We start from the raw sequence: 23,633 nt of genomic DNA on the forward strand, positions 1-23,633 counted from the left end.
ATAGAGATGACATAGGTCATAAGCATAAAAAGGGTTTTATGGATTATCAATCCATCAAAATTACAACAAAATCAAAGTCGATTTCAATTCATCACGGATTCAGGATTAACTAAAATCAACATTTTTTGCATCACAATTCGATAAAAACCTATGCTTTTTTCAGAAAGACGGGAGAAATGTTAGGTTTTTAGACACATTTTTAAAAATTAAAGGCTTTCATCTTATAAGAATCAACTAAAATATTAACGTTATATACAAAAATGCCCCTTAATATATGGATTTAAATCTTTCCCCATTTTATTTTTCATGCTGTCGCATCCTTTTTATGAGGAAAAGTACACCCATTAAAGCCACACCACTGCTTGCAAGCAATATTCCTGTTAACCCTTTGATAGCAATGGCAGATAGACTACCAAAAATGATTAAATCAAAAGCAGAATCAAGAACAGAAAGTAAGGATAGCGTTGTGGCTCTTATCGAGGAAGGGATAAGATCATTACTCCATTGTGAATATATAGGGTATCTCATAGCTTGTCCAATTCTTAAGAGAAAAAAAGCACCAAGGATGAGCCCAAGTGTTTGTTGAAATACTGCAGATAAGAAAAGCCCCAGCACCGTTAGAAGCCCAGTCAGATGCATCACCCATTTCCTAGGAAAATGCAACGTCAGCCAGCCAACATATTTTGAAGCTAGATAGCCCCCTATAGCTGCTAAGGCGTAAACAATCCCGATGAAAAACACCGGCAGCCCCGCATTTTTAAATAAGGGTTGATTAAATGCCTCGTAAACGGAATCAGCAGGAATAAAAACCAGCGTATAATTCAAAAACAAAAAAAGAAGCTGTGGCGCCTTGCGAATGGCTTGAATCCCTGCCCCCACTTGTTTAAAAGGATTGTCATGAAAGCTTCCTATGTAATTGGGACTTTTTATAAAGAAAATGAGCAGACACTCGAGAAGATGAAACGCAAGACCAAGGTAAATAAGAAAAATAAACTGTTGATGATGTAAGTCCTTAGCGATATAAGAACCAAAAATGACAGCCATAAGCATAGCAATAAATCCGACAGACTGGATATTTCCCATCGCCTTATCCATCAAATGATGCTTTTTTTCCTCTTTTAATGATTCATAAATCAAGGCTTCATCCGCCCCTGAAAAAAAGGTGGTTGAAAGCCCATTTAAAGCGTCCAAAACCTCTCCTTTTTGATTTCAGTTCTCCCCCAATTCCTTCATCACCTGACGCGTATAGTGAAGCCATTCCCTTGCCGCAAAGGGCAAGTAGAAGTCCTTTCTCCACACAACAGCTAGATGCCACGGGATCGTAGGCTTGACCAAGCGGATCACCTTTACTCGTTCGCGATCTAAGCCGGCGGTGATGGCCTCTGGTAATAGAGCAATGCCTAAACGACTCGCCACCATTTCACTGATAAAATCCCATTGTGAGCTTTCAGCAACAATCTGCGGATGAAACCCTTCACTTAGACAGGCTTTGATAATCCGTTCATGAAGCGCAAAATCCTCCCGGAACAAGATAAAAGGTTCATGAGCCAATTCAGCAAGGCTGACTTCAGTCCGCTCACTCAATGAGTGGGTGGTCGGTACCACAAGTCTAATCTCTTCTTTCACAAAGGGAAAGGAATGAAACACCTCTTTTTTAAAGGGGAGAAGTACAACACCGATGTCTAATAATCCACCAGCGACATCCTGCTCAATCTTTTTTGCTCCATCCTCCACAAGCTGAAGTGTGACACCTGGATACTTTTCTCGGAAACCACCGATCACTTGTGGAAAAAAACGCGCGCCGATCATCGGTGGCAAGCCAATGCGTACATGACCGGTTTTAAGGTTTCTTAAATCATCGAGAGCTGACGTCATATTTTGAAAGGCAGACGTAATCGCTTTGGCCTGCTCCAAGATCACTTTTCCAGCATCAGTCAATTGGATTTGCTTTCCGGTACGTTCCAGTAATGCGACTCCTAATTCTTCTTCAAGGTTTTTCACCATTTTACTAATGGTTGGCTGCGTGACATAGAGATGCTGTGCAGCTTTTGTGAAGCTTTTCCAATTCGCAACTTCTATAAAATAGTGCAAGTGACGAACATCCATATTTCACACCTTCTCATCTATAGATAAATGGAATACAATTCATTCTTAATATTCATTTTACCTATAAGACATCCTGTCATACAATAAATTTGTAAGGAGTGCATATCACATGAGGATAAAAACCATCATCAAAGGGATCCTCCAGATCGCTTTTTTTATTTTTGTTTCTTTAATCATGAATGAAATAACACAGCTTTTTCATCTAAAAATTCCTGGGAGCATCTTGGGAATTATTCTTATTTTTATTTTACTTAAAACAAAGATCCTTCCACTAAAATGGGTGGATATTGGAGCAAACTGGATGCTTGCAGAGCTGTTGCTCTTCTTCATTCCATCAGCAGTCGGGATCATTCAATATAAAACATTGCTGTTCCAAAATGGCTTGCAGGTGATCACGCTGGTTATCCTCAGCACTGGCTTGGTCATGGCCTGTGCAGGACGCGTTGCTGTCGCCATCGCCAAGAGAAGGGAGAGAAAAAGGGCATTATGATTCTTGCTGCCTTATGCTTTATTTTAACGATTGCTATTTATTACGCGACAAAAGTGGTCTATCGCAAGTATACACGCGTCTATTTAACACCACTGCTCATCACCCCATTGGCCTTGGTCATCATCATTCTCCTCGGCCACGTTCCCTTCCATACCTATAATGCAGGGAGCAAATGGTTAAGTGCGATGTTACAGCCGGCTACTATCGCTTTTGCTGTACCGCTCTATAAACACTTTGATGTCTTAAAAAAATACGCTGTCGAGATTCTTTTCGGTGTGATGAGTGGGGCGATGATGGGCATGCTATCTTCAGCGCTTTTCGCCAAATGCCTTCATCTTAATGCTTCCTTATTAGATAGCATGATTCCGCGATCAGTCACGACTCCCATTGCCATGAATGTCTCCCAGCTTATCGGAGGGATTCCAACAATTACAGCTATCGTTGTCATTCTAACTGGGATTCTTGGCTCTATTATTGGTCCACTTGTCATTCGCTGGTTTCGAATTGATAACGAAATCGCTCGTGGTGTATTGTTTGGCACTGGTGCCCATGGTGCCGGCACCTCAAAAGCCTTTGAGCTCAGCGCTGTCTCCGGCACCATCTCAAGTGTTTCAATGATTTTAGCAGCCCTTTTCACCTTATGTATTGCTCCGCTCGTCTTTTAAGAGATCGCATAGCTTAAAGTTTGACTTCTCGCCAAGCTTTAACGGTAAAAGCCAAAGTTGCCCTTATAAGCTCTTCCTCATTCTGACATATAAAAAAGAGGATGTCCTCAAAGGCAGCTAGGCTTTGGGACATCCTCTTTTTAAGAAATCATATAAGGTTGCGCGTAAATCTTGATTCGGAAACGTGCACCTTGGTTTCGTTCTCTTTTTGTTAAATTGAGCTGAGATTCGTCATTTTGATGCTGGCTTTTGTTAAAATGGAGGGCTTTTTGTTGCGCCCGCACCCTGATTCGGAAGCATGCGTCACTACTCATTAGCTACATTCATATCAGATGGCATCATATTGAAACACAAAAAAAGAACCAGTTTCCCAGTTCTTCTCTTTACATATGTATCAGCCGCTGATGTCGTCACGCCTGTGTTTCGAACCTGCTCTCGACAGGTGGGTGTTCGCATGAAAGCGTTCATCGTCCTTACTTGAAGGCATGATGTCAGCTTTCAAATGTAAAACTCCCTTTTTACATGCATCGGTTGAAACATCATAGCGCAACGGGCATTGCAGCTTCTGAATATATTATAACACATTCTATCGAGATTAATATAGTAAATTAATACCATTTACTTCGGTCAATCTTCATCTTTTGCGTCCCAATCTTCCGGAATGGGCTCATGACTTTCTTCTTCAAGTTGCTTTTTATACTTTTCTACCTGTTCTAAATGACGATTAAACTGTTCCTTATTGATTAAGTATTGCTGACCATCATGAACAGCACGTATGCGTTGCTGCTGAATGAGTGATTCAATATACGAAACCGGGAGTGATAAATACTCAGCTGTTTCATTCACGGTTAAATACATGGATTTTCCTCCTACTTACATTAAGATACCTGACGATTCTCACTTGTTTTAATCGCATAAAATTTATTGAGAAACACACCATATAATGAGGCTAGAACTTGCTGAAAGAGCATGCCAATGACTACAGGAGCGGGAAAATAGGACACAGCCAAAACGGCCCCTGCGCTAATATTGCGCATCCCACCCGTGTAGGTAATAGCGATGACCGACGATTGCGAGCGTCGCAACAGTCTACCAATAATAAAGGCAAACAGATATCCCGAAAAAGCAAGAATAAACACAATCCCAGCAATGCTCAAAAGCTTGAGACTAAAATGCTTCAAATAAGGAGCAACAACCGCACCGTTAAGCATGACAACAAGACCAAGGCCGAGTTTCGAGAACGGTCCTAAACGCGGGCTCAAGACTCTTTTAACCTTTCCATGGGTTAAATGATTGCAGGTCATCGCAATCAAAGATGGAATAACGATCATTTGCAGCAATCCCAACATAAGACTTACACTATTAATTTTCACTGTTTCCCCTATGAGCCAGTGCAACGAATAGGGAACTATTAGTGGTGATAATAAAGTATCAATTAATATGATTGACAAGGTTAGTGTGGCATGCCCTTTATACATCGATACCCAGATGAAGCTTGTAATGCCTGTAGGAATCACCATGCCCAAAATAAGCCCTGTCAGCGTATAGGCATCCCCACTAAACACTGTATGACCAACACCCCATGTCCATAGGGGCATAAGTATATGTAAAATAAACAACGTGATGAAAACGGGAAACGGATGCATGACAGCTTCCTTCAAGGATTTAAAATTAGAGCTGAGACTGCCTGTAAATGTCATAAAGGCAAAGATCCACGGAATTAAAAAAGAAAATTCTTTGAGATACGAAGCACCTATTACCCCAACGACAACCCCGGTTGGAGTAATGAGGGGCATCCATTTTTCGAGTTGCTTATTGATACTCTGTAGCACCGCACCTCTCTCCTCACCGATGAGATGACTTTCTGAACTTTATTATACGCTTAACCTTTTATAAAGAAAATGTCAGAAACCATGACGGATAGACATTCGCCTTAAATGAAACCCAATCCCAATTTCAACGTATAAACATGTAGAAATAAAAAGGAGCGATGAATCATGAATGACAAAAGCTGTATCAAATGTGGAAGTACAGACGCCGGGACAAAGGAAGTAGCCATGACAGGAACTGGGCTGTCTAAAATGTTTGATATCCAAAACAATCAGTTTGTTGTTGTGTATTGCAAAAACTGTGGGTACTCCGAGTTCTATAACAAAAAAGCCTCTATGGGCTCCAATATCTTAGACTTATTCTTCGGATAAATAAGAAATGACTCAATGCTTTTCCTTTCTTTCCTGAAGCCTTATGTTTTACGAACGAAGACAGAGGATTGGTGTAAAAATCCCCTGTCTTCGTTCACACCAACGTCCCCCTATCTTTCACTTTTGCAGCTGCTTGACTTGTCCCCCTCTCTCCTCCTTTATAGTCACATGGTTAAACTAGGCCTTTTTATCCTTTCTTCTGAATATATGCTTGCGGATATAAGCGTACATGGTAAAATAATATATCTATGCATCCGCATGACAATCTAGTCAATGCTAAGGAGAGAGAAAATGAACATCAAAACCTTAGTCGCAAATGGCCTGCTTGCAGCCTTATATATCGCTATTACCATGCTCATTCAGCCGATCAGTTTTACCAATATCCAATTACGAATTCCAGAGATGCTTAATCATCTCGTTGTCTTTAACAAAAAGTACATATACGGCATTGTTTTAGGTGTTTTTTTAGCCAATCTCTTTTTTTCACCTATTGCGCCCTACGATCTAACCTTTGGAGTCGGTCAATCCATCCTTTCGTTACTCATAACGATAATGATTTCTAAATACATCAAAGGAGTCAGGTTAAGGATGATCATGAATACAGCTGTTTTTACAGTAACCATGTTCCTTATTGCTATCGAGCTTCACCTCGCCTATCATCTCCCCTTCTTTTTTACATGGTTGACCACCGCGATTGGAGAATGCATTGTTATGGCTGTTGGAGCGCCTATCATGTCCATCATCGATAAACGGATTCATTTCAAAACACTCATTTAAACCCAAAGCTAGCATAATCTGTGGGTCAGGGGTCATACCCATGGCCTGCGAACGTTTTGGAGCAGAAAACCATGCGGTCGGTGATGACCTTCCCTAAAGAAGAATCTGCCTGCCATGGTCAAGCTTTAGACCGAGCGAGCAGTTTTCTTCATTTTTTCGTACTCTATTTCAAGATTGCTGGTTAGCCTTTTGACCTTTAAACAGCTGTTTAAAGAAAGGTACTTACTTGATTATTACGGCTGAATTTATAGGCAGCGATTAAAAAGAAAGCTAAGGCAAAAGCGAGTAATATCAAAACATTTAAATAGAGTCCTGTAAAATGCTGCCCCTCTTGGAGCTTATTGATCGTATCCAGAAGCCAGCTTTGCGGCAAGAAGTGGGCGATTTTCTTAATGGTTTCAGGCATGACATCAATTGGAAAGAAGCAACCTGACAACATACTTGTCGGGGCCACAATAAGATTTTCAATTGCCCCCATGGAGCTCGTACTGCTCGCAAAGGCTACAACTGCTAATGATAGGCCAATGGCAATCAAGGCAAACAGAAGCAATGTCACAAATATCTCCCAATAAGGCACGCTGACATGAATGTGAAAAACGTTTGTCATGACAACGATAACAATGATGATTTGTAGAATCATGACACAAAGGTTAGTCAGTATGTTCGCCAAGACATATTTTCGAGAATTAATAGGTGTCGAGAGCAATCGAAAATACGTGCGTCCTTCCTTCTCTCTCGTGATCATTCCTGATAAATTAATGGCTGAATACAGCATAAACATCATGAGGTAACCAATGGTTTGATAAGTCATTTCTTTATTTTTTGATGTGTCCTTAAGGGTGCCTGTCTTCACTTTAAAGTGAGACTGCTGATAGGTTTTATACAACTGATTATACGTATCTATATGCCCATTCGCGACTTTACTAAAGGAAGCAATGTTCTCCAGATAATTATTTAAATAGGACTTAACAAAACCTGTCACCGTTGCCCCTTTGATTGAAGCGATCTGAATGTGATCGGGGATGCCACTTTCAACACTTTTCGTGAACCCCTTATCGAAAGTAATCACACAATCAAGCGTGCCCTCGGCCACCTCATCCTTTGCTGTCCTGGGAGAAACCGTTTTTGTGTCGACATGGCTGAGCCCGTTAATAAATTTAATCGTATCCGTCGTGATACGGCTTGAATCATGATTGACAATACCGACATGAAGGTTTGTTGTTCCAGTACCACCGTACATGAGAAGAGAGATAATGATACCCACAATGGGCAAACCAAGTGTTAACAAAACGCTTTTTTTACTCTTAAAAAGGATTCTTAACATATTTTGGACAAGCCAGAGTACATCCTTCATTTACAATCCCTCCCGTCGTTGTAATGCACCAATAGTAATCAATAGAAAGAGCACTGCTATTCCTACATTTAATAGCGCCGTATGCCAAGCAGGCGTGAATTCATTGGCATAAATTGCCTTTGTCAAAGCTGTATTTGCCCAATTAAGAGGGGAAAGCTGAATGGCTTTTGCCAATAGGCCGCCTGCGTCATCTATCTGAAAATAGGAACCACCAAAGAAGGCCGCTGACTGAACAATGACCATGACAACCATTCGGGCTGCCCCTTCCGTTTTCATGATGTAACTCACCCCTAAACCAAAGCTGATGGCTAAAAAGATTTCGGTGAGCAGCACGAGAAAGACGACGCCCAAATGATTTCCCCAATTGGCTTTAAACATAAACTTACTAAAAAAAACAACGACGAGCGTACAGAGCGTACTTGTGACCATCGCCCCTAATATTTTCCCAATAAAAATCTCCATCTTAGTCACTGGCGCTGCAACCAATCGAGCGGCAGTGCCTCTCTTCCGTTCCCCACGAATTAAATAGATTGCAGACAAGGCACCAAATAAAGCGATCATTGTTGTCATCGTAATCGCGTAGTAATCCATTGCCCCAGGCTGCTTCACAGAATTCAATGTGGTTTCTTTGACACTATTGCCTTGACCCGAGCTTTTGAGCACCTGTTCAACTTGATTAGGCGCAATCGTATATACCGTTTTGGCAACATTATATTTATCCGCAAAGGCTGACAGCATCCCTTCAATAATGCTCCCCTGAATACTATTGGTGTCATTTTCATAGAGTTTCATTCCACCATTTGTTATCTCTACATAACCATCGGCTTTATTTTCCTGAACAGCCTTTTTACCAGCTGAATTACTGGTAGCTTTTTCAAACTGGACATTGTCATCGGCGACAGCCTTAGCAAAGGCCTGAAACGATTGATCGAGCTGCCCATTGGCTGATGGTTGATATAACACATGAACTGTATCAATCTTTGGTGTTGAATCAAAGGCATTAGAAAGTGCTGCGCCGAGAATAAGCATGAGAACAATCGGGAAAGCCAAGAGAAGTATAAACGTTTTAATATCACGAAAATCACTTTTGATTTCCTTTAAAGCGATTGAGATAATGTTCATAATGCCACCTCCTTTTTAATTAGTCTCGTAAGGTCCGCCCCGTTAGAGTGAGAAAAACCGTATCCAAATTAGGTGCTTGTTCATCAATCGAACGAATTTCGATGCCTGAGTTAATAAAATATTGAATAATGCGATTCAGGTTATTCACGTCTGCCCGTGAATTGATTTTAACAACGTCCTCATCAACCTGAACTTCATTCACCCCATTAATCGCTTTTAATGTTGAAATGTTTAGGGACTCCGGTGAATGAACACCAATCCAAATGTCCTTGGTATCCGTGATAATTGCTTTAAGTTGCTCCTTCGTACCCTCAGCAATGATTTTTCCATGGTCAATAATCGCAATCCGTGAGCAGATTTCTTCAACTTCCTCCATATAATGGCTCGTATAAATAATTGTACAGCCCATCTCATTCAGCTTATGGACCGAGTTGAGGATATAATTTCTGGATTGTGGATCAATTCCCACTGTTGGTTCATCCATAATAATTAATTTAGGACGATGGGCAATGGCGCAGGCAATATTGAGTCGACGCTTCATGCCTCCAGAAAAATTCTTTGGATAGTCCTTCGCTCGACTTGTCAGACCGACAAATTGCAGAGCTTCATCCACACGATTCTTTAATTCAGAACCACGCAAGCCATATAAGCCTGCAAAAAACTGAACATTTTCGTGGGCGGTCAAATCCTCGTAAATCGCAATGTCCTGTGGGACCATGCCGATATTGCTTTTAGCAAACTTCTTATTCTTATTGATCTCTTTATCTAACAGCTTGATGTCCCCTTTTGACTGTCGAAGCAAGCCAGAAATCATATTGATTGTCGTGCTTTTCCCCGCACCATTCGTGCCAAGAAAGCCAAAGATTTCTCCTTCTTCTATTGCCAAGGACACATTATCCACAGCGACAAAATCGCCAAATCTTCTTGTTAGATTTTTTAATTCTAAAACCTTCATAATGCTGCACCTCACCCTATCTCATCTTAGTTTTTATTGCCATCCATTTTTTACTTAGCTCAATTGATCATTGTGTTATATAGTGTTTATCTCTGCTGCTAGTATAAAACGAAAGGATGAGCTTACGTCAGTGCATAAGTTCATCCTTTTGATATGAAAATATTCACTTTTTCACTATGAGAAATCTCATGTTGCCAGTGGGAGCAGTGTGGTCACCGAAAAACCTTTACTTCCATCTACAATAATTGTTCCATGGAGCGCGGCTGTCCGTTCTTCCATGCCAACAATACCTAAACCCTTCTTTAGCTTTTCCATCCCTTGACCATTATCCTTTATTTCCAGTCGAACGAATTTATTTAACACTTGAATATCAATGGCAACCACAGTGGCGTTGGCATACTTCAGAACATTGGTTAACGCTTCGCCAGTGTTTTCTATAATCACCTTCCATTGCAACGGGGTAATCTTATCTAAATTACCTTTATGGGTGAAAGGTGCTGGAATGCCATGCTTAGAAGAAAAGGCATCAATTAAAAGGCGCAAACGATTGAGACCCATTTGATCAGTCTCTGGCTTCATATTTTTCAGCGTCAAACGCATGCTTTCAATGCCTTCCTTAGAAATATTTATAGCATTTTGTAAAAGATCAGTAGCTTTTTCCTTATCTGTATTCATCACATGCTTGGCCGCTTCCATCTGAATAAGCGCCCCTGTCATGGAATGTCCAATACTATCATGAATTTCTTGGGATAAACGGTTGCGTTCCTCTAGCTTTAGCGTGTACTCCGATTGCTTAATATAGGCTTCATTTTCATTCAACTTTCGGGTCAACCGCTGCATATCTTGACGCATTTTATCCAATCGATCCGTATACAGGGTTAATTTCTTTGTATGAGTAAAGACAAGATAGAAAATGACAAAGCTCAGTGATGTACTCAGCCCATAGGGAATCCGCAGGCTTTCTTTGAGCACCAATTCCGGAAGACAGGATACTAGCAAAAGCACCCAGCTTTTTTGTATGTAATAGCTCATCAGTTCAAAAAGACAAAGTGGTAATAGAATGATAAGAGATGGGTCTAAGACATGCTGGCACAAAATAATAAATAGAGCGGTAAAAAACAGCATGACTTTTCTTATTGTGGTGGAATGAAAAATATAGGCCAAGAGATTCAGACAAAAATAAATAAGTAACACAAAGATTACCCAGCCAAGATCCTGACCTTGGAAATAGGCGTTGGTAAAAGCGATATAAATGATTAAAATAAGTTTAGTGATAATCATCCAGAAATCCATAGCTATTTACTCCGTTTTCTCGACTGCCCCTTTGAGATAATAAATCGCAATCTGAGTGCGGTGCTCAAGTCCAGTCTTTCCTAATATAGAGGTGATATAGTTCGCGACTGTCCCTTCAGATATGAAAAGCTGCTTCGACATCGCTTTATTGGACAATCCCTTAGCAATCAGCTCCATGATCTCCAATTCCCTAGCTGTAAATAGCGTTGTATCAAACGGTGCTTCATGATCTGCTTCCTTTGTCTTCAGATTGATTTTAAGTTTGTCTAGGACGACATCCTGCATCACGGTATTGCCATTATAGACGCCCTTAATAGCATCCCGAATACGCTCAGGATCAGTGTTTTTGAGTAAATATCCCTTAGCGCCATTACGGATTGCATCCAAAATGTAATCATCATCATCAAATGTGGTTAAAATGACTGGCTTTGTCTCAGTCGCCTCTGACAGCTTCTTGGTGGCCTCTACTCCGTTCATATTAGGCATGCGGACATCTAAGAGGGCGATATCCACATCCATTTGCAGGCAATAATCGACAGCTTCCTGCCCATCGTTGACTGTCGCTACGACATCGAACTCCTCATATGTGTTTAAAATAATTTTCATACCTTCCCTGATAAATGAATTATCATCGGCTAATAGTATTCTTATCTTATCCATAACGAATTCCCGACCGTTCCTCTCTCACGTATCGACTTTTCACCATTATAGCGCATAATGCAAAACAGTTGAGTAACTTATTTTCATGATATTCATTTTAATCTATCACGCTTAAGCACAATCGGTAGCCTCACTGTTGAAATAGAGAACCCCCTCTTGGAGCCACTTTTGTGTGTTTCATTACAGACTCCTTTGTTAAACTTCTCCCCCGCTTTGTTCATATTAGCTTTTAAGTTGTATAGTCTAAGGAGTTATTGCAACCTATCAAAAAAGTGCCATCACCCGTTTAAGAGTGATGACACAACTTTAATTCTTTAAATTTTAAATCGTTCGATGATGCCTTGGAGTTCCTCAGCCATTTCTGAAAGATTTTCTGCGGATGAGGAAATTTCCTCCATAGAAGCAAGCTGTTCCTCGGTTGTCGCAGAAACGTCTTGTGTTCCTGCTGAGGTTTGCTTGGAAATCTCCGAAATATCCTCAAAGGTGCGGACATTTTGTTCTGTGCTGGCAGCGATCTCCTGCACAGCTGCAGATACATTTTGGATTTGACTTGTGACGTTATCTACAAACTGCTTAATATTTTTGAAGGATTCTCCTGCGCTATTCACGACGTCAATCCCTTTATCTACTTCGACTTTACCTGTCTCCATAGACTGCAAGGCGAGATCGGTTTCCTTTTGAATAGCTGTGACCACTTCACGAATCTTATCCGTTGATTGTGAGGATTGTTCAGCAAGCTTACGCACTTCATCGGCAACGACAGCAAAGCCTTTTCCTTGTTCACCAGCTCGTGCCGCTTCAATGGCTGCATTAAGCGCCAATAGATTGGTTTGGTCAGCAATTTCAGTAATGACATTAATGATTTGATCAATGTTGGCTGAGTATTCTCCTAATGTTTTGAGCTTTTCAGCTAATTCACTAACCGTATTTTTAATAAATTGCATTTGCTGTACAGAAACCTCAACAGCTTCATTGCCCTCATTGACAACGTTAGAAGTATTAATCGCTGTAGAAGCCACTTCATTAGAGCTTTCTGAGATCTCTTGGATCGTGGTGACCATTTCTATCGCTGATTGTGTGCTTTCATCGATTTTACGCGACTGCCGCTCTGCACCTAAGCTAAGCTCCTGGATCGATTGCGTGATCTGCTCAGTCGCTTTGCTATTTTGATTTGTGCTAGCAGAAAGCTCTTCAGAGGATGCCGCTAAAGATGTCGCTTTACTTTCAATCTCAGAAACGACCTGAATCAGTGACGTCCGCATCCGTTCAAAAGCATGTCCCAGTTGACCAATTTCGTCTTGCGTCTTAATGACAACAGGAGCCCGTAGATCGCCTTCACTGACTTTATCGGCTGAATCCATTAAAAGAGCAAGCGGACGGGTAATGGATCGGATAATCAAGAAGATAAGGAGTCCTGCGAGAATTAAAGAAATCACTAGGACAATAATTGTCTTCGTTAAGATAGGATGGACAGCTTGATCCACTTCATCCTGATACATGGTTCCGATAATCTTCCATCCTGTTAATTTGTTGGTTTCATAGGAAAGCCTTTCTTGTTTTCCCTTATGTACAACATTAAGGTCCCCAGAATTTCCTGAGTGGATGGTTTTATAAAATGACCCCTTAGCTTTAGTTCCTTCTTTTTCCTTTGGATCAGAAATGATCATGTTATTCTTATCCAATAAGGATAGATACCCATGCTGACCAACTTTAATGCTAGAAAGCATATTTGTAATGCTGTCTAATCTTAAATTGACCGCAGCGACCCCTTGTCCGTCTTGTGTCTTTTGCGCAATGGTGACTACCATTTGTTTAGAAGACTGAGAGACATAAGGATCAGTAATAATGACCTTACCATTGGCCTTCATAGCATCTTGATACCAGGGTCTTTTCCTAGGATCATAGTCTGGCGGATTTTTAAACGATGTTGGCTCGTTCATAAACGAACCTGTCTCAGTTCCAACATAAGTCTGTTCAACATTTGCAGAGGACTTCTGAATTTTATTGAGAATCTCACGCGTCTTCTTATTCTCATTATTGTTGATATCAGCTGCTGGAATAGCTTGAGCAAGATAATCAATATTTTGCTCTTGAGCACTTATAAACTGATCAATCGTTTGGTTAACGATGTTGACACTATTATGTTCCGAGTTCATCATTTGGCTATCCACTGTATTTTCCGCATCTTTATAAGAAATCCAGTTGCTAACCACAAGCGGAACGATCAGTATAACCAAAAACGATAGAGTAAGTTTAGCTTTTAAGCTAAGATGAAAAAGCACGCTGATAGCACGCTTAAAAGCATTATTTTCTTGCATTTTGTGACTTTCCCTCCTAGATGTTGTCTAAAAATAAAAATAAACTTGTCGATCATATCTGTTATATCGTCAGCTTTACAAAAAAATAAATAGTATAACGAACATCGTAATGAAACTCAATTTTCATACAAATGAATTAATCGTTTATTTAAAGTGAAATAAGAAGCCATTGAATAATTTAGCTTAATTCAAGACTAAAAGCGCGCCACAGAATACCCGTTATATGCGAACTTTCAATGCCTTAGGGTACCCCCACCTCTCTAAAATGCGTTCTTGTCAGAAGACCGGATTACACATAGGGAAGTGAAGGTGAAGGTCATGGTCACGCAACAAGCAAATGTATTACCTGCTACTTTATTGCAGAATGTATCCCATTTTATGGATGAGAGCACAAGGCGCCCGAGGAACACTCTAAAATCATGTGTTCCTCGGGCGCCACTAACTCATGATGCGGAGACTAGAGTCCTGCAGGAAGTGGGAGATCGGTAAGACCTTAGCAGTGCGAAGGCGCGAGGTGGCTTACCACTCCCCCGCAGAAAGCACGCGGCCTGGAGCGGACGCGCGCATCGTCCTCATGACCAGAAATTTTATACTTTCTGATCTCTTAAAAAAGCCAAAGCGCTCTTCATGAAGGCTTTGGCTCTTCCTATTATTCAATTTAGAGTATCTTACACATTACTCTCTCCCTCGATGGCGTTGATTCTCTGCATCTTGATCATAAGGATATGTGACAAGCATTGCGCTGGCTTCATTCAGCTTAGCCATTTGTGCTTCACTAAGCGTCCAGCCTGAAGCGCCTAAATTTGCTTCTAATTGTTCTATTGTGCGTGCACCAATGATGGGAGCCGTAACACCGGGACTTTGCAGGAGCCAATTGATTGCCACTTGTGCAGGGGGCTTTTCTGCTTCCTCAGCGACCGAATAAAGCGCATCCAATACATTCCAAGTGAAATCATTATTGTAACGTGACCACGACTCTCCCCTGCCTTGTTTTTCGGCCAGAGCAATTCGTGTATTTTCAGGTGGCTTCTCCATACCACGGGTGAATTTCCCACTTAACCAGCCCCCTCTTAACGGACTCCAAGGAATTACCCCCAACCCTTCATTCACACACACATCGATTAATTCATATTCCGTTGCTCGACAAAGCAAATTATACTGGGGCTGCAGACAAACAAACGCTTCCCAGCCATGCGCTTTACTCGTATCGATGGCTTTTTGCAATTGCCACGCTTTAAAATTACTCGCACCAATATAACGCACGAGCCCCTCACGGACAAGATCATTTAATGTGCTTAATGTTTCTTCTAGAGGCGTTCTAGGATCCCAAGCATGGACCTGATAGAGATCAATATAATCTGTTTGTAAGCGGCGCAGGCTTTCTTTAACACCAGCAATGATATGTTTGCGGCTCAATCCGACATCATTTAAGCTATCTCCCATTGGAAATCTGACCTTTGTCGCCAATACAAAATCCTCACGTCTTTTATTTTTCAGCCATTGCCCGACAATGGTTTCAGAACCTCCCTGTGAATACACATCCGCCGTATCAATAAAGTTTCCGCCAGCCTCAACAAATCGATCAAGAATGCGAAAGCTATCCTCTTCGCTTGTTTCCCGCCCCAAGGTCATCGTACCAAGACAAAGATCGCTTACCCTCAACCCTGTCTTACCTAAATAACGATAATCCAATTCCAACTCCTCCTTCATAGCATCAATCTATTCATCATTATAAATTGTTTTATAGCTTCTTTTGAAGGACTGACTTTATTTTCATAAACTCAAACTCACGTAATATAGAATACTATTTATAGTTAGTATCTATAAGAAACTTAAGTCTTAGCAATAAGGTTGCTGAATCAACTTCTGGCAATGCAACACGCGATTCCCCTTAATGAGACCTATGACAAGGTGAGTTTGTCCACTTTCATCCTGAATAAGAAATAACTTTTCTCTAATACCATGACAAAAGAATACATGAAGCTTTAACCATTCATTCTCTGATGGAATCAAGCGTCTAATCCCGTTCAGACGTAAATCCCGCGTGGCAATGGTAGCGACGTCCATATACCACTCCTCGTACATTCCTGATGGAAAATAAAGTTTCAAGTAACGGCGAAAGACCTGACTAACATTCAATCCATCCCCCTCCCTTTCTACTATACCTATGCCAATTCTCTTGCAATCTTTCATAGGATTACACTAGAAGAAAAAACCAAGGAAACCTCTGATACACAATTGTAATGTTTGATGATAGGGTGGAACGGGAATGATGAGTTCAAATCAGAAATCAGAATTAACACTCATACAAAGGGGATGTGAAAAGATGAAAGCAATGACATCATTGAGGATTACCAAACAGCTGAGCATCCGTAGATTACTGCATATCTATGATTTATGCAGAGAGTCCCAGAGTCATGTTTATCTCTATCACAAAAACGGCAAGCCCTATAAAATCTCAAGCCTATCCATGCTCATTACTCTCTTTCTAACTTATGTTGATCAAACCTTTTTAATGGTCGTTGAAGGGGAACACGCCCACCGTGTTCGTGAAACGATTTTAAAAGTCTTAAAGGAAGATGGCAAGACTCATAGACTTCCTGCACATTAAATCAAGGATGTCCTGAAATCCCGAGTACTTAGGGATTTCGGGACATTCTCTTTTCTAACTCTTTTTTGAAATCCCATTAATAAACCTCTCTCTTTTCATAACGAATGATTCATGAATGTTGCCATTATTTGTTGCACTCCGTCTCAAATATACTCTCTCTTGTCTTCAAAATTTCCTTAACAAAAAATAATATCTGTTCTGTGAGTCATGTTACATACTTTTTGGGAGAAACGTGCTACAATAAGCAACAAATGATATCGCTTTAATCTTAAGAATCATCATCATAAAAGGAGTCTTGTAGACATGAAAAGGATCATCGCGATTAGTGATATTCATGGAGAGATTCATAAATTTGAGCGATTATTAGAAGCGCTCGAATTTAACCCTGATCATGATCAGTTGATTTTATTAGGAGACTATGTCGATCGCGGTCCAGATTCTAAAGCTGTCATAGAGAAAGTAATGAGGCTTAGGGATCAGGGGGCGATTTTACTTAAGGGCAATCATGAGGACATGATGGAGAAGGCCTTTCAAAATGAAAGCAACATCAAACATTGGCTTCGTAACGGCGGGCTTGAAACCCTGCGAAGCTATGAATACACCATTCCTTCAGCTCAACTTGAAGAGGCGGTGTCCGCCTTCATTCCACTTAAGAAAAATGAAGCCGTGACTAAGCATCTCGACTTCATCCAAACGCTTGACCACTATTATGAAACAGATGATTATATCTTTGTTCATGGGGGTGTTGACCCAACAACCCCGGTCAGCGAAACGGATCCTCATCTTTTAATGTGGATCCGCGAAGAATTCCACTATGGCTATAAAGGTGAAAAGCCTGTCGTCTTTGGTCACACACCGACTCATGCCTTTCACGACAGTGTCGACGTCTTTTTCGGTAAGAATAATATTATTGGCATTGATGGGGGTTGTGTGTATGGCGGTCAGCTCAATGCCCTTGAGTTACCGACTCGTCAGACCTATCACATAAAATAGAGGTAGGGACAAAAGTTCGGCTCATAGAGAAGCCGAGCGCATTCAAAATTTCTAAAGGCATGCGTTCGGCGTTATCAGTAAAATTATGAACCGCCTCGCTTTTTCGCTAGCACAGCCTCCGAGGCTGTGCTAGCTTTGGTGTTGTCACATGGATGTGGCGCACTTAGCCGAAGGCCCTTAACGGATATACGGCAGCTAGGCGACATACGATGCTAAGCCTTCGGTTCAACATGCCGCCACTTCATCCCAGATTCTCCACAGCCTTTGGCCTCTCTCATTGTTAACGCCCTGTCCATCTCAAGCCTTTTGGATAATGATTTTTGAGCATGTTATTGCTCAGCTTCCCCCAGCCTAACGCATGACCGTCCACCCCTACGAGATACCAGCCTTTGGCTCCATCTATATTAAGCGTCTCTCCCCTTAAATAGGCGACGACCTCAGAGGCATCCTTTGACAGATTAACGGTATATTTAGCCTCTCCATTTTTAAGAGCTAACGCACAGGCATGAGCAGGCTCAAAGCGATTTTTTTTCAGTGTCCCCAAATGCCAGCCGGGACGGATGACTTTTAAATTTTTCATTGAAACCATGCCATCCGGCACGAGATAAAGCTGGTCGCCAAATAGAGCGTATTGTCCCTTGGGTATCGTATTCAAGCTAGCCTTGACAAAGCTTTGATATTCCTTTATCAGCTTGTGATCCTTAAGTATCTCCGCAGGCTTGAGCCTTTGTCCCTGCTCACCATCGCCTTTTCTTAATACCGCAATAAAGTGCCCCTCTCCTTTGACAAGATGAGGCCAAATCCGCCGCGTTTTTTCAAGAGATGGGACAGCGTGAGCTACCCATTCAGGGCGTCCGTGACTCAACCCTTGGTAGTCGGGACCTTCTACGATATCAAAATGATGCTGCGCCTTGATGAACGCAGCGATTACCCCTTCATTTTCCTCTGGTGAAAAGGTGCAGGTCGAATAAACGAGCTTCCCCCCTGGACGTAGCATCGTCGCCGCATGATTGAGTATAGCCAATTGCCGCTCAGAGCAGCGTGCTACATTGTCTAAACTCCATTCCGCGCGGGCTTCAGGATCCTTCCGAAACATTCCCTCACCTGAGCAAGGCGCATCAACTAAAATTCGATCAAAAAAGCTTGGAAAGTGCTCTGCCAATCGTTCGGGTGTCTCATTGGTCACCACGGCATTCTTAATCCCCATCCGTTCAACATTTTGGGAAAGAACCCGAGCACGCATGGGGTGGATCTCATTGCTTACCAGCAATCCCTCTTGCTGCATTTGTGCAGCCAGATGCGTTGTTTTCCCTCCCGGCGCTGCACAAAGATCCAGCACCTTTTCCCCCGGCCTGGGCGCCACGCTCTCTCCAACCGCCATAGCGCTTGGTTCCTGTATGTAATATAATCCCGCTTCATGGTATGGGTGCTTCCCAGGACGACTGTTTTCCTCATAGTAAAAGCCCGTTTCCGTCCATGGGACCTGTTGTAAAGTAAAAGGAGATTCTTTTAGAAAGGTCTCTACTGATAGCTTCAAGGTATTCACCCGAAGCCCTTGACTCTTGCTTTCATCATAGCTATGAATAAAAGCCTCATACTCCTCTTTTAAGAGGTCTTGCATTTTGATTTGAAAGTCTCGTGGTAGCTGCATGTCTTCTTGTCACCTCAAAAGCATGTCTGTCTTCCTTGCTATTGTAATCCATGACAAGGCCCCACGCTACCTCAAGATATAGAACGCTCGATCGAATAGCTGAAAAACAGCTACGCCTTGTGTCTAGCACACGTTTAAAAACCCCTCGGGAACACAGCATTTATTCCTGAGGAGCTTGAAATTGAAATGAAAACTGCTTTGAGTGCTGATGCTTCAACCCATTTAAATTGCTTTTTTAAGGTTTCCCTGTATAAATAAGGATAGCCTCTCGAAGAAAAGCTGTGGCTCCTGGACGAACAGCATCATAGTAAGCTGTGAATCTTTCATCATCACCATACATTTGCGCAAGTCCTGCATGGGCCTCTTCACTATACTTTACCCAATGCAGCGTCAACCACTCTCGATGAAGCTCCGCTGTCTACTGTGCTAATTCGCCTGCTGGATTACCCGTAGCAAGCGTCTTAGCAAGGCGCTCTATCGCCTTTGCGCCAGCTTGCATTCTTATCCAAAATGCATGAATTGGTCCAACAGCATTCGCAATTTATCATTGCTGCGCACTCTCCCATCATCATGGCCTATCCACAAGCAACCGTTTTTGAGTTTACTGAGGATGGGATCAAAGAAACCACACTTGAGGAAACCCAACACTACCGTACGATGAAGTTATTTTTTGAGGATAAAGAGCGATTCATCCACCACCTTTTCACCGAAGACTAGACTACTCGCAATTTTATTTTGTTCTCTTGCCCCTCTCTCTTTTGCTTTGCTCTGGCCATGATTTGAAAGCTTACACCGCCAATATACACCCACGCAGGTCAAGTGAATTGGAGCGGAAATCCGCACCGTCCTCATGACCAGAAATTTTATACATTCTATGCTTTTTAGAAAACTTGGCTTGCACCACTTCGCTGGTACTCCTGATGTGATTTTCGCCAATCACACACTTAAGGTGCCCACAAGCCTTAGAAGGCGAAAGCCAAAGCCCGCCTTATACTCTCTTCCTTTATGAGCGGCAGCGAAGTTATACATTCTGATAGTACAAAAAAGAGACCTAAAAGGATGTGCCTTTTAAGTCTCTGTTGCCGCTTTAAATATAAATCTCTAATACATTTTCTTCTTTCTTTATATATTTTTGAAGCACTTGTTTCTCAATAGCAAATCCCCCTCGACGATAGCGATTTTGAACACGTTTTGCCTCTAAAATTTTACCATTAATGACCAGGCGCTTAACTTGTTGTCCAAGATGATAAACAAACGTCACAGGTATCCCGTGGATGGCAAATTGGCAGGTAAGCCCATCAAGATGCTCGGGCAACACTGGGTCAACCACAAGCTGGTCCTTTTCCAAGCGAATGCCTAACACATTTGATATAAGCTGATTCATGTAAATGCCAGGACCACTAGAATAGATACGCCAGCCTCCTTTCACGGCTACCTCACCTGTTCTCAAGAGGTCAAAGAGCTTCTCAGCCTCTTCACGTGTATCAAACTTGCCATCTGAGCTACTAAAATAGCTATTACTTTGACGTACTTCTGCATTCGGAACAGCTTCCTGAATTTTAATCGGATTGATGACAGAAAGACCATTCCAAACCTCTTCCCCATAGCCAAGCTTTGCCATTGCTTCGACAAAGCGAATATGGGCATGAACATATTGAAGTCCGATTTCCCGGCCGAAATTCGCCGCCTGTTCTGAACGCTTAAAGTGGGTACTCACGCCTCCTTGATAATGAGAGGGACGATCCATCAATCTCACCCCATCCGGAAAGGATAGATGCGTCTTAATAATCTCCACGTGATAATGCGCCTGTTCGGGTGTCAACAGTTCACTGATAATACTGCGCTGCATGGGGAGCAAACGATAGTTAATCGCTGTTGCTTTATCTTCAGGATGAAGCATCGGTTGAGCGTCACCAGACGTTTCCATATAAATGAAGCCAGGAATCACATCGGTTTGCAGAATGTAGCGATGAAAATCCTCTTCAATGCCTCTTAGAATCGTCCCTATCGCCTCTGCTCTTTCCGAATCCTCTGTCGCAAAGACATCAGCTAAGGTGCGCAGCGTTTGACAAGTCAAGGCTACCGTCCAACTACTCGCCATGAATGTTTTAAATTGTTGATTCGCTGGCTGTAAGGTATCATCCCAATCCCCTTCGCCATAAGCCGAAAGACAGGTATCATGTAAAAAATCGCGTTGAATGGCTGCCATCGCTTTATCTATATGTGCCATGAGCGTTGCAGTCTTAGAAGTGTAAAGGGCTGTTGTAGAATCTGTATAAGGTAGCTCTTCATCTAAAATAGCCATATCTCCCGTTGCCTTAAGATAATCACCGATCACTTTAAGCGGCCACACGATCACATCGCCATGGCTCTCTGCTTGCTGAAGACGGTAAGCATCAAACATGAACCATTGTGGCCAGCCCCCAGTTTGCAGTTGTTGCTGGGCAAAAACTTTTCTAATAATCAGTTTGACCGTCTCATAATTTTGTGTAGCTAAAAAATATTCCGCAGGCCCTTGACACACATCGCGTGTTCCCCAAGCGGCTCCTCCATATTGTTCCAACCCATGTGGTGTCGAAAAGTGGACAAGCATGTTATGGGTATACCACCAGGCAAGGGCATTAAATCTTTCGAGCTCCTCTTGCTTTTCTCCTGGTTGAGAGAGCTTAAAATGGTGCATCAGCCCTTTAAAATACGTTCGATAACTGTCTGTCTCATATATGAAATCCATCTCCTTTACTAGCGAAAAGGTACCTGATAGAGTGCCTTCGATCGTTAAACACCACTCAGTGCTTGGCGCAATTTGCAGGACTGTTAAAGCAGCGGATCCAGGAGTTACGCCTGATGCAAGAAACCGTTCATCATATACCTCACACGCTGCTCCCCAAACACGTAATTGGTACCCAAGATGTGGATACACTTTTGCGCTATCCGCTTCTGCATCTGCATGGAATGTTAAAAGATTGCCTTCTCCCCTCTGTTCATATGGGACAACATATTCATTTGTATTCATAGTAAGCTGCTGTGTCACTATAAACCGATAGCTCTTCCCACGTACAGATGTAACGTGAAGCTGAAGCGCTTGATGCTTAGCTGCAGTAAAATTTGTTATGATCAAAAGGTCATCTGTCGTTTTATAATACCAGCGAGCATAGTTAAAGCCGATTTCAAAGGCAGATGGCATGGTTAGCAGCCGATATTGCCCCTCCACCTCAACATAAAGACGCTGCCCTGATGTCTTCATAATGTTGAGTGGATTCCGGGGATTCGATAGCATTTTATTCATGTTCGAATTCCCAACCACAACTTGTGAATTAAAAATTCCTCCCATATAACTTGTCGTTGCGAACGTGAGCTCTGGTTGGTCATGATTATACCCATTCATTAGGATATGACCGTGCGGGCGTTCTACAAGCCCCTCTTTTTCCTTGAATACCACATGCTCATAGGTCGAGGTGAAAAAGGATAAAAGTCTGCCTTCCGCCGTTTCCTCTAGCTGCCTATCCGGAAAGTAGTGTTGAATATCCTCATCGTTCAACGCCTCTGTTTCTAGAGGTGCTCCAAAGATTGGGTTAAGCGCCACCTTCTCTACAGGCCACTCACATGAAGACGACTGCTTTTGAACGTCCTTCCAGGCTCGCACCAGCTCGGCTTCATACGCCAAGCTTGTCACTGCATTCGGGTGATCCGCTTTAAACAAGCCATAGAAAACAACTTGTTTCACTCCGTTTAACGCAAATCTCTCTGTCTGCAGAGCCGAATAGGCCATTTCATATTGATAATTGCGATTTTCTAAAGTGGCTTCATTTAAAGCCTTGGGTACATTGGTGGATTTGTAAGAGCGGCCAAAAAACTGAAAGCCATCCGTTGAATAACCCTTGGCCTTTTGCTGTAGCACCCCTTGTTGGATATACGGAAAGCACTGCTGTTGGGGCTGATTTTGCCGACTGCAGAGGACATAGCCCCTTTGCTCATCATCAAATACCTGATGATCAATATACTGACTAACATAGGCTTCATTCGTACGCACTGCACCTGGCTCAGCAAGACCAAGATCTTGACCATAGATCAAGTCAACTGTCGGGTGCTTCCCCGCCACATTCACCTCCCAAAACCAGATCGCTTGCTCTGTGATATGCAGCCTGACTTCGTAGGTGATAGTGTTAATCGTCCCCCTCCAGATCCCTCCTGTTTCCGAAAAAGCAAAGGTACTTTGCGATTGTATCCCCAATAGAGGAAAGGCTTTGATACCCTCCTCTTCATGGAGACGTAAGTACAGGTTATTTAATGCCCCATCAATAGGATTGGATAAGAGCTGATTAATCATGATATGTTGATGGCTGATTTGATAGACATCCCCGCTATTTAACAGGCGGAACGTGAGATTGCCTGCTTGTATGGTATTTATTGCTTCTTTTCTCATGCTTCTATCTCCCC

General features: G+C 42.2%; 20 protein-coding genes, 1 other RNA gene and 2 pseudogenes. 7 read left to right on the plus strand and 16 right to left on the minus strand.

Going from position 1 to position 23,633, the window contains the following annotated elements:
• Positions 1 to 297: 297 nt before the first annotated feature.
• On the minus strand, positions 298 to 1,191 hold the full coding sequence (locus IEW82_RS05610; protein ID WP_229672376.1) for an MFS transporter: 894 nt from the start codon (positions 1,189 to 1,191) through the stop codon (positions 298 to 300).
• 18 nt (positions 1,192 to 1,209) lie between these two features.
• On the minus strand, positions 1,210 to 2,106 hold the full coding sequence (gene cidR, locus IEW82_RS05615) for a cidABC operon transcriptional activator CidR (RefSeq protein ID WP_188690518.1): 897 nt from the start codon (positions 2,104 to 2,106) through the stop codon (positions 1,210 to 1,212).
• 115 nt (positions 2,107 to 2,221) lie between these two features.
• Here cidR and IEW82_RS05620 point away from each other — a divergent pair, with 115 nt between their 5' ends.
• Positions 2,222 to 2,596, plus strand: a complete 375-nt coding sequence (locus IEW82_RS05620) for a CidA/LrgA family holin-like protein (RefSeq protein WP_188691100.1) — start codon at positions 2,222 to 2,224, stop codon at positions 2,594 to 2,596.
• A complete protein-coding gene (locus tag IEW82_RS05625; RefSeq protein WP_188690522.1) occupies positions 2,593 to 3,261 on the plus strand; it encodes a CidB/LrgB family autolysis modulator in 669 nt (222 codons plus the stop codon). Before IEW82_RS05620 ends, IEW82_RS05625 begins: the two co-directional genes overlap by 4 nt.
• Positions 3,262 to 3,652: 391 nt before the next feature.
• Here IEW82_RS05625 and ssrS read toward each other — a convergent pair.
• The 3 genes from ssrS to IEW82_RS05640 form a co-directional block, all read right to left on the minus strand.
• A non-coding RNA gene (ssrS, locus tag IEW82_RS05630) (6S RNA) lies at positions 3,653 to 3,829 on the minus strand.
• A gap of 59 nt (positions 3,830 to 3,888) precedes the next feature.
• Positions 3,889 to 4,119 carry an excisionase family DNA-binding protein gene (locus tag IEW82_RS05635; RefSeq protein ID WP_188690526.1) on the minus strand — a complete coding sequence of 77 codons (231 nt, stop codon included), beginning with the start codon at positions 4,117 to 4,119 and terminating at the stop codon, positions 3,889 to 3,891.
• A 20-nt stretch (positions 4,120 to 4,139) separates the two neighbouring features.
• Positions 4,140 to 5,093, minus strand: a complete 954-nt coding sequence (locus IEW82_RS05640) for a bile acid:sodium symporter family protein (protein ID WP_188690529.1) — start codon at positions 5,091 to 5,093, stop codon at positions 4,140 to 4,142.
• 165 nt (positions 5,094 to 5,258) lie between these two features.
• On the opposite strand from IEW82_RS05640, the gene IEW82_RS05645 reads away from it, so the two are divergent.
• Together IEW82_RS05645 and IEW82_RS05650 are read left to right on the plus strand one after the other, a co-directional pair.
• Positions 5,259 to 5,462 carry a zinc ribbon domain-containing protein gene (locus IEW82_RS05645; RefSeq protein WP_188690532.1) on the plus strand — a complete coding sequence of 68 codons (204 nt, stop codon included), beginning with the start codon at positions 5,259 to 5,261 and terminating at the stop codon, positions 5,460 to 5,462.
• Between the two features lie 291 nt (positions 5,463 to 5,753).
• Positions 5,754 to 6,239, plus strand: coding sequence for a QueT transporter family protein (locus IEW82_RS05650; protein WP_188690535.1), 486 nt, complete (start codon positions 5,754 to 5,756; stop codon positions 6,237 to 6,239).
• 208 nt (positions 6,240 to 6,447) lie between these two features.
• Here IEW82_RS05650 and IEW82_RS05655 read toward each other — a convergent pair whose 3' ends face one another.
• The 8 genes from IEW82_RS05655 to IEW82_RS05690 form a co-directional block, all read right to left on the minus strand.
• Positions 6,448 to 7,593, minus strand: coding sequence for an ABC transporter permease (locus IEW82_RS05655; RefSeq protein ID WP_188690538.1), 1,146 nt, complete (start codon positions 7,591 to 7,593; stop codon positions 6,448 to 6,450).
• Positions 7,594 to 8,715 (minus strand): ABC transporter permease, encoded by a 1,122-nt coding sequence (locus tag IEW82_RS05660; protein WP_188690541.1) that lies wholly within the window; start codon positions 8,713 to 8,715, stop codon positions 7,594 to 7,596.
• A 19-nt stretch (positions 8,716 to 8,734) separates the two neighbouring features.
• The gene (locus IEW82_RS05665) at positions 8,735 to 9,670 is read right to left on the minus strand and encodes an ABC transporter ATP-binding protein (protein ID WP_188690543.1); all 936 of its coding nucleotides are present in this window, start codon (positions 9,668 to 9,670) and stop codon (positions 8,735 to 8,737) included.
• 186 nt (positions 9,671 to 9,856) lie between these two features.
• Positions 9,857 to 10,963: a sensor histidine kinase gene (locus IEW82_RS05670; protein WP_188690546.1), complete on the minus strand. Its 1,107-nt coding sequence runs from the start codon at positions 10,961 to 10,963 to the stop codon at positions 9,857 to 9,859.
• A gap of 6 nt (positions 10,964 to 10,969) precedes the next feature.
• Positions 10,970 to 11,623: a response regulator gene (locus IEW82_RS05675; RefSeq protein WP_188690548.1), complete on the minus strand. Its 654-nt coding sequence runs from the start codon at positions 11,621 to 11,623 to the stop codon at positions 10,970 to 10,972.
• Between the two features lie 314 nt (positions 11,624 to 11,937).
• The gene (locus IEW82_RS05680) at positions 11,938 to 13,941 is read right to left on the minus strand and encodes a methyl-accepting chemotaxis protein (protein ID WP_188690550.1); all 2,004 of its coding nucleotides are present in this window, start codon (positions 13,939 to 13,941) and stop codon (positions 11,938 to 11,940) included.
• Positions 13,942 to 14,616: 675 nt separating this feature from the next.
• A complete protein-coding gene (locus IEW82_RS05685; protein ID WP_188690553.1) occupies positions 14,617 to 15,633 on the minus strand; it encodes an aldo/keto reductase in 1,017 nt (338 codons plus the stop codon).
• Between the two features lie 147 nt (positions 15,634 to 15,780).
• Positions 15,781 to 16,080, minus strand: coding sequence for a hypothetical protein (locus tag IEW82_RS05690; protein ID WP_188690557.1), 300 nt, complete (start codon positions 16,078 to 16,080; stop codon positions 15,781 to 15,783).
• A 130-nt stretch (positions 16,081 to 16,210) separates the two neighbouring features.
• On the opposite strand from IEW82_RS05690, the gene IEW82_RS05695 reads away from it, so the two are divergent.
• Positions 16,211 to 16,552 (plus strand): hypothetical protein, encoded by a 342-nt coding sequence (locus tag IEW82_RS05695; protein WP_188690561.1) that lies wholly within the window; start codon positions 16,211 to 16,213, stop codon positions 16,550 to 16,552.
• A 303-nt stretch (positions 16,553 to 16,855) separates the two neighbouring features.
• Positions 16,856 to 17,545, plus strand: a complete 690-nt coding sequence (locus IEW82_RS05700) for a metallophosphoesterase family protein (RefSeq protein ID WP_188690563.1) — start codon at positions 16,856 to 16,858, stop codon at positions 17,543 to 17,545.
• 280 nt (positions 17,546 to 17,825) lie between these two features.
• On the opposite strand, the gene IEW82_RS05705 is transcribed toward IEW82_RS05700, so the two are convergent.
• Positions 17,826 to 19,196: an RsmF rRNA methyltransferase first C-terminal domain-containing protein gene (locus IEW82_RS05705; protein ID WP_188690569.1), complete on the minus strand. Its 1,371-nt coding sequence runs from the start codon at positions 19,194 to 19,196 to the stop codon at positions 17,826 to 17,828.
• A gap of 235 nt (positions 19,197 to 19,431) precedes the next feature.
• Positions 19,432 to 19,665, minus strand: a pseudogene (locus IEW82_RS19980) (TipAS antibiotic-recognition domain-containing protein); the annotation flags it as partial.
• Between IEW82_RS19980 and IEW82_RS05715 the strand changes: the two are divergent.
• Positions 19,662 to 19,913 (plus strand): annotated as a pseudogene (locus IEW82_RS05715) (AAA family ATPase); the annotation flags it as partial. The pseudogenes IEW82_RS19980 and IEW82_RS05715 overlap by 4 nt on opposite strands.
• 370 nt (positions 19,914 to 20,283) lie before the next feature.
• On the opposite strand, the gene IEW82_RS05720 reads toward IEW82_RS05715, so the two are convergent.
• On the minus strand, positions 20,284 to 23,619 hold the full coding sequence (locus IEW82_RS05720; RefSeq protein WP_188690574.1) for a GH36-type glycosyl hydrolase domain-containing protein: 3,336 nt from the start codon (positions 23,617 to 23,619) through the stop codon (positions 20,284 to 20,286).
• Positions 23,620 to 23,633: the final 14 nt, after the last annotated feature.

This window comes from Pullulanibacillus camelliae (assembly GCF_014642655.1).
In the GTDB taxonomy this organism is placed as follows: Bacteria; Bacillota; Bacilli; order Bacillales; family Sporolactobacillaceae; genus Pullulanibacillus; species Pullulanibacillus camelliae.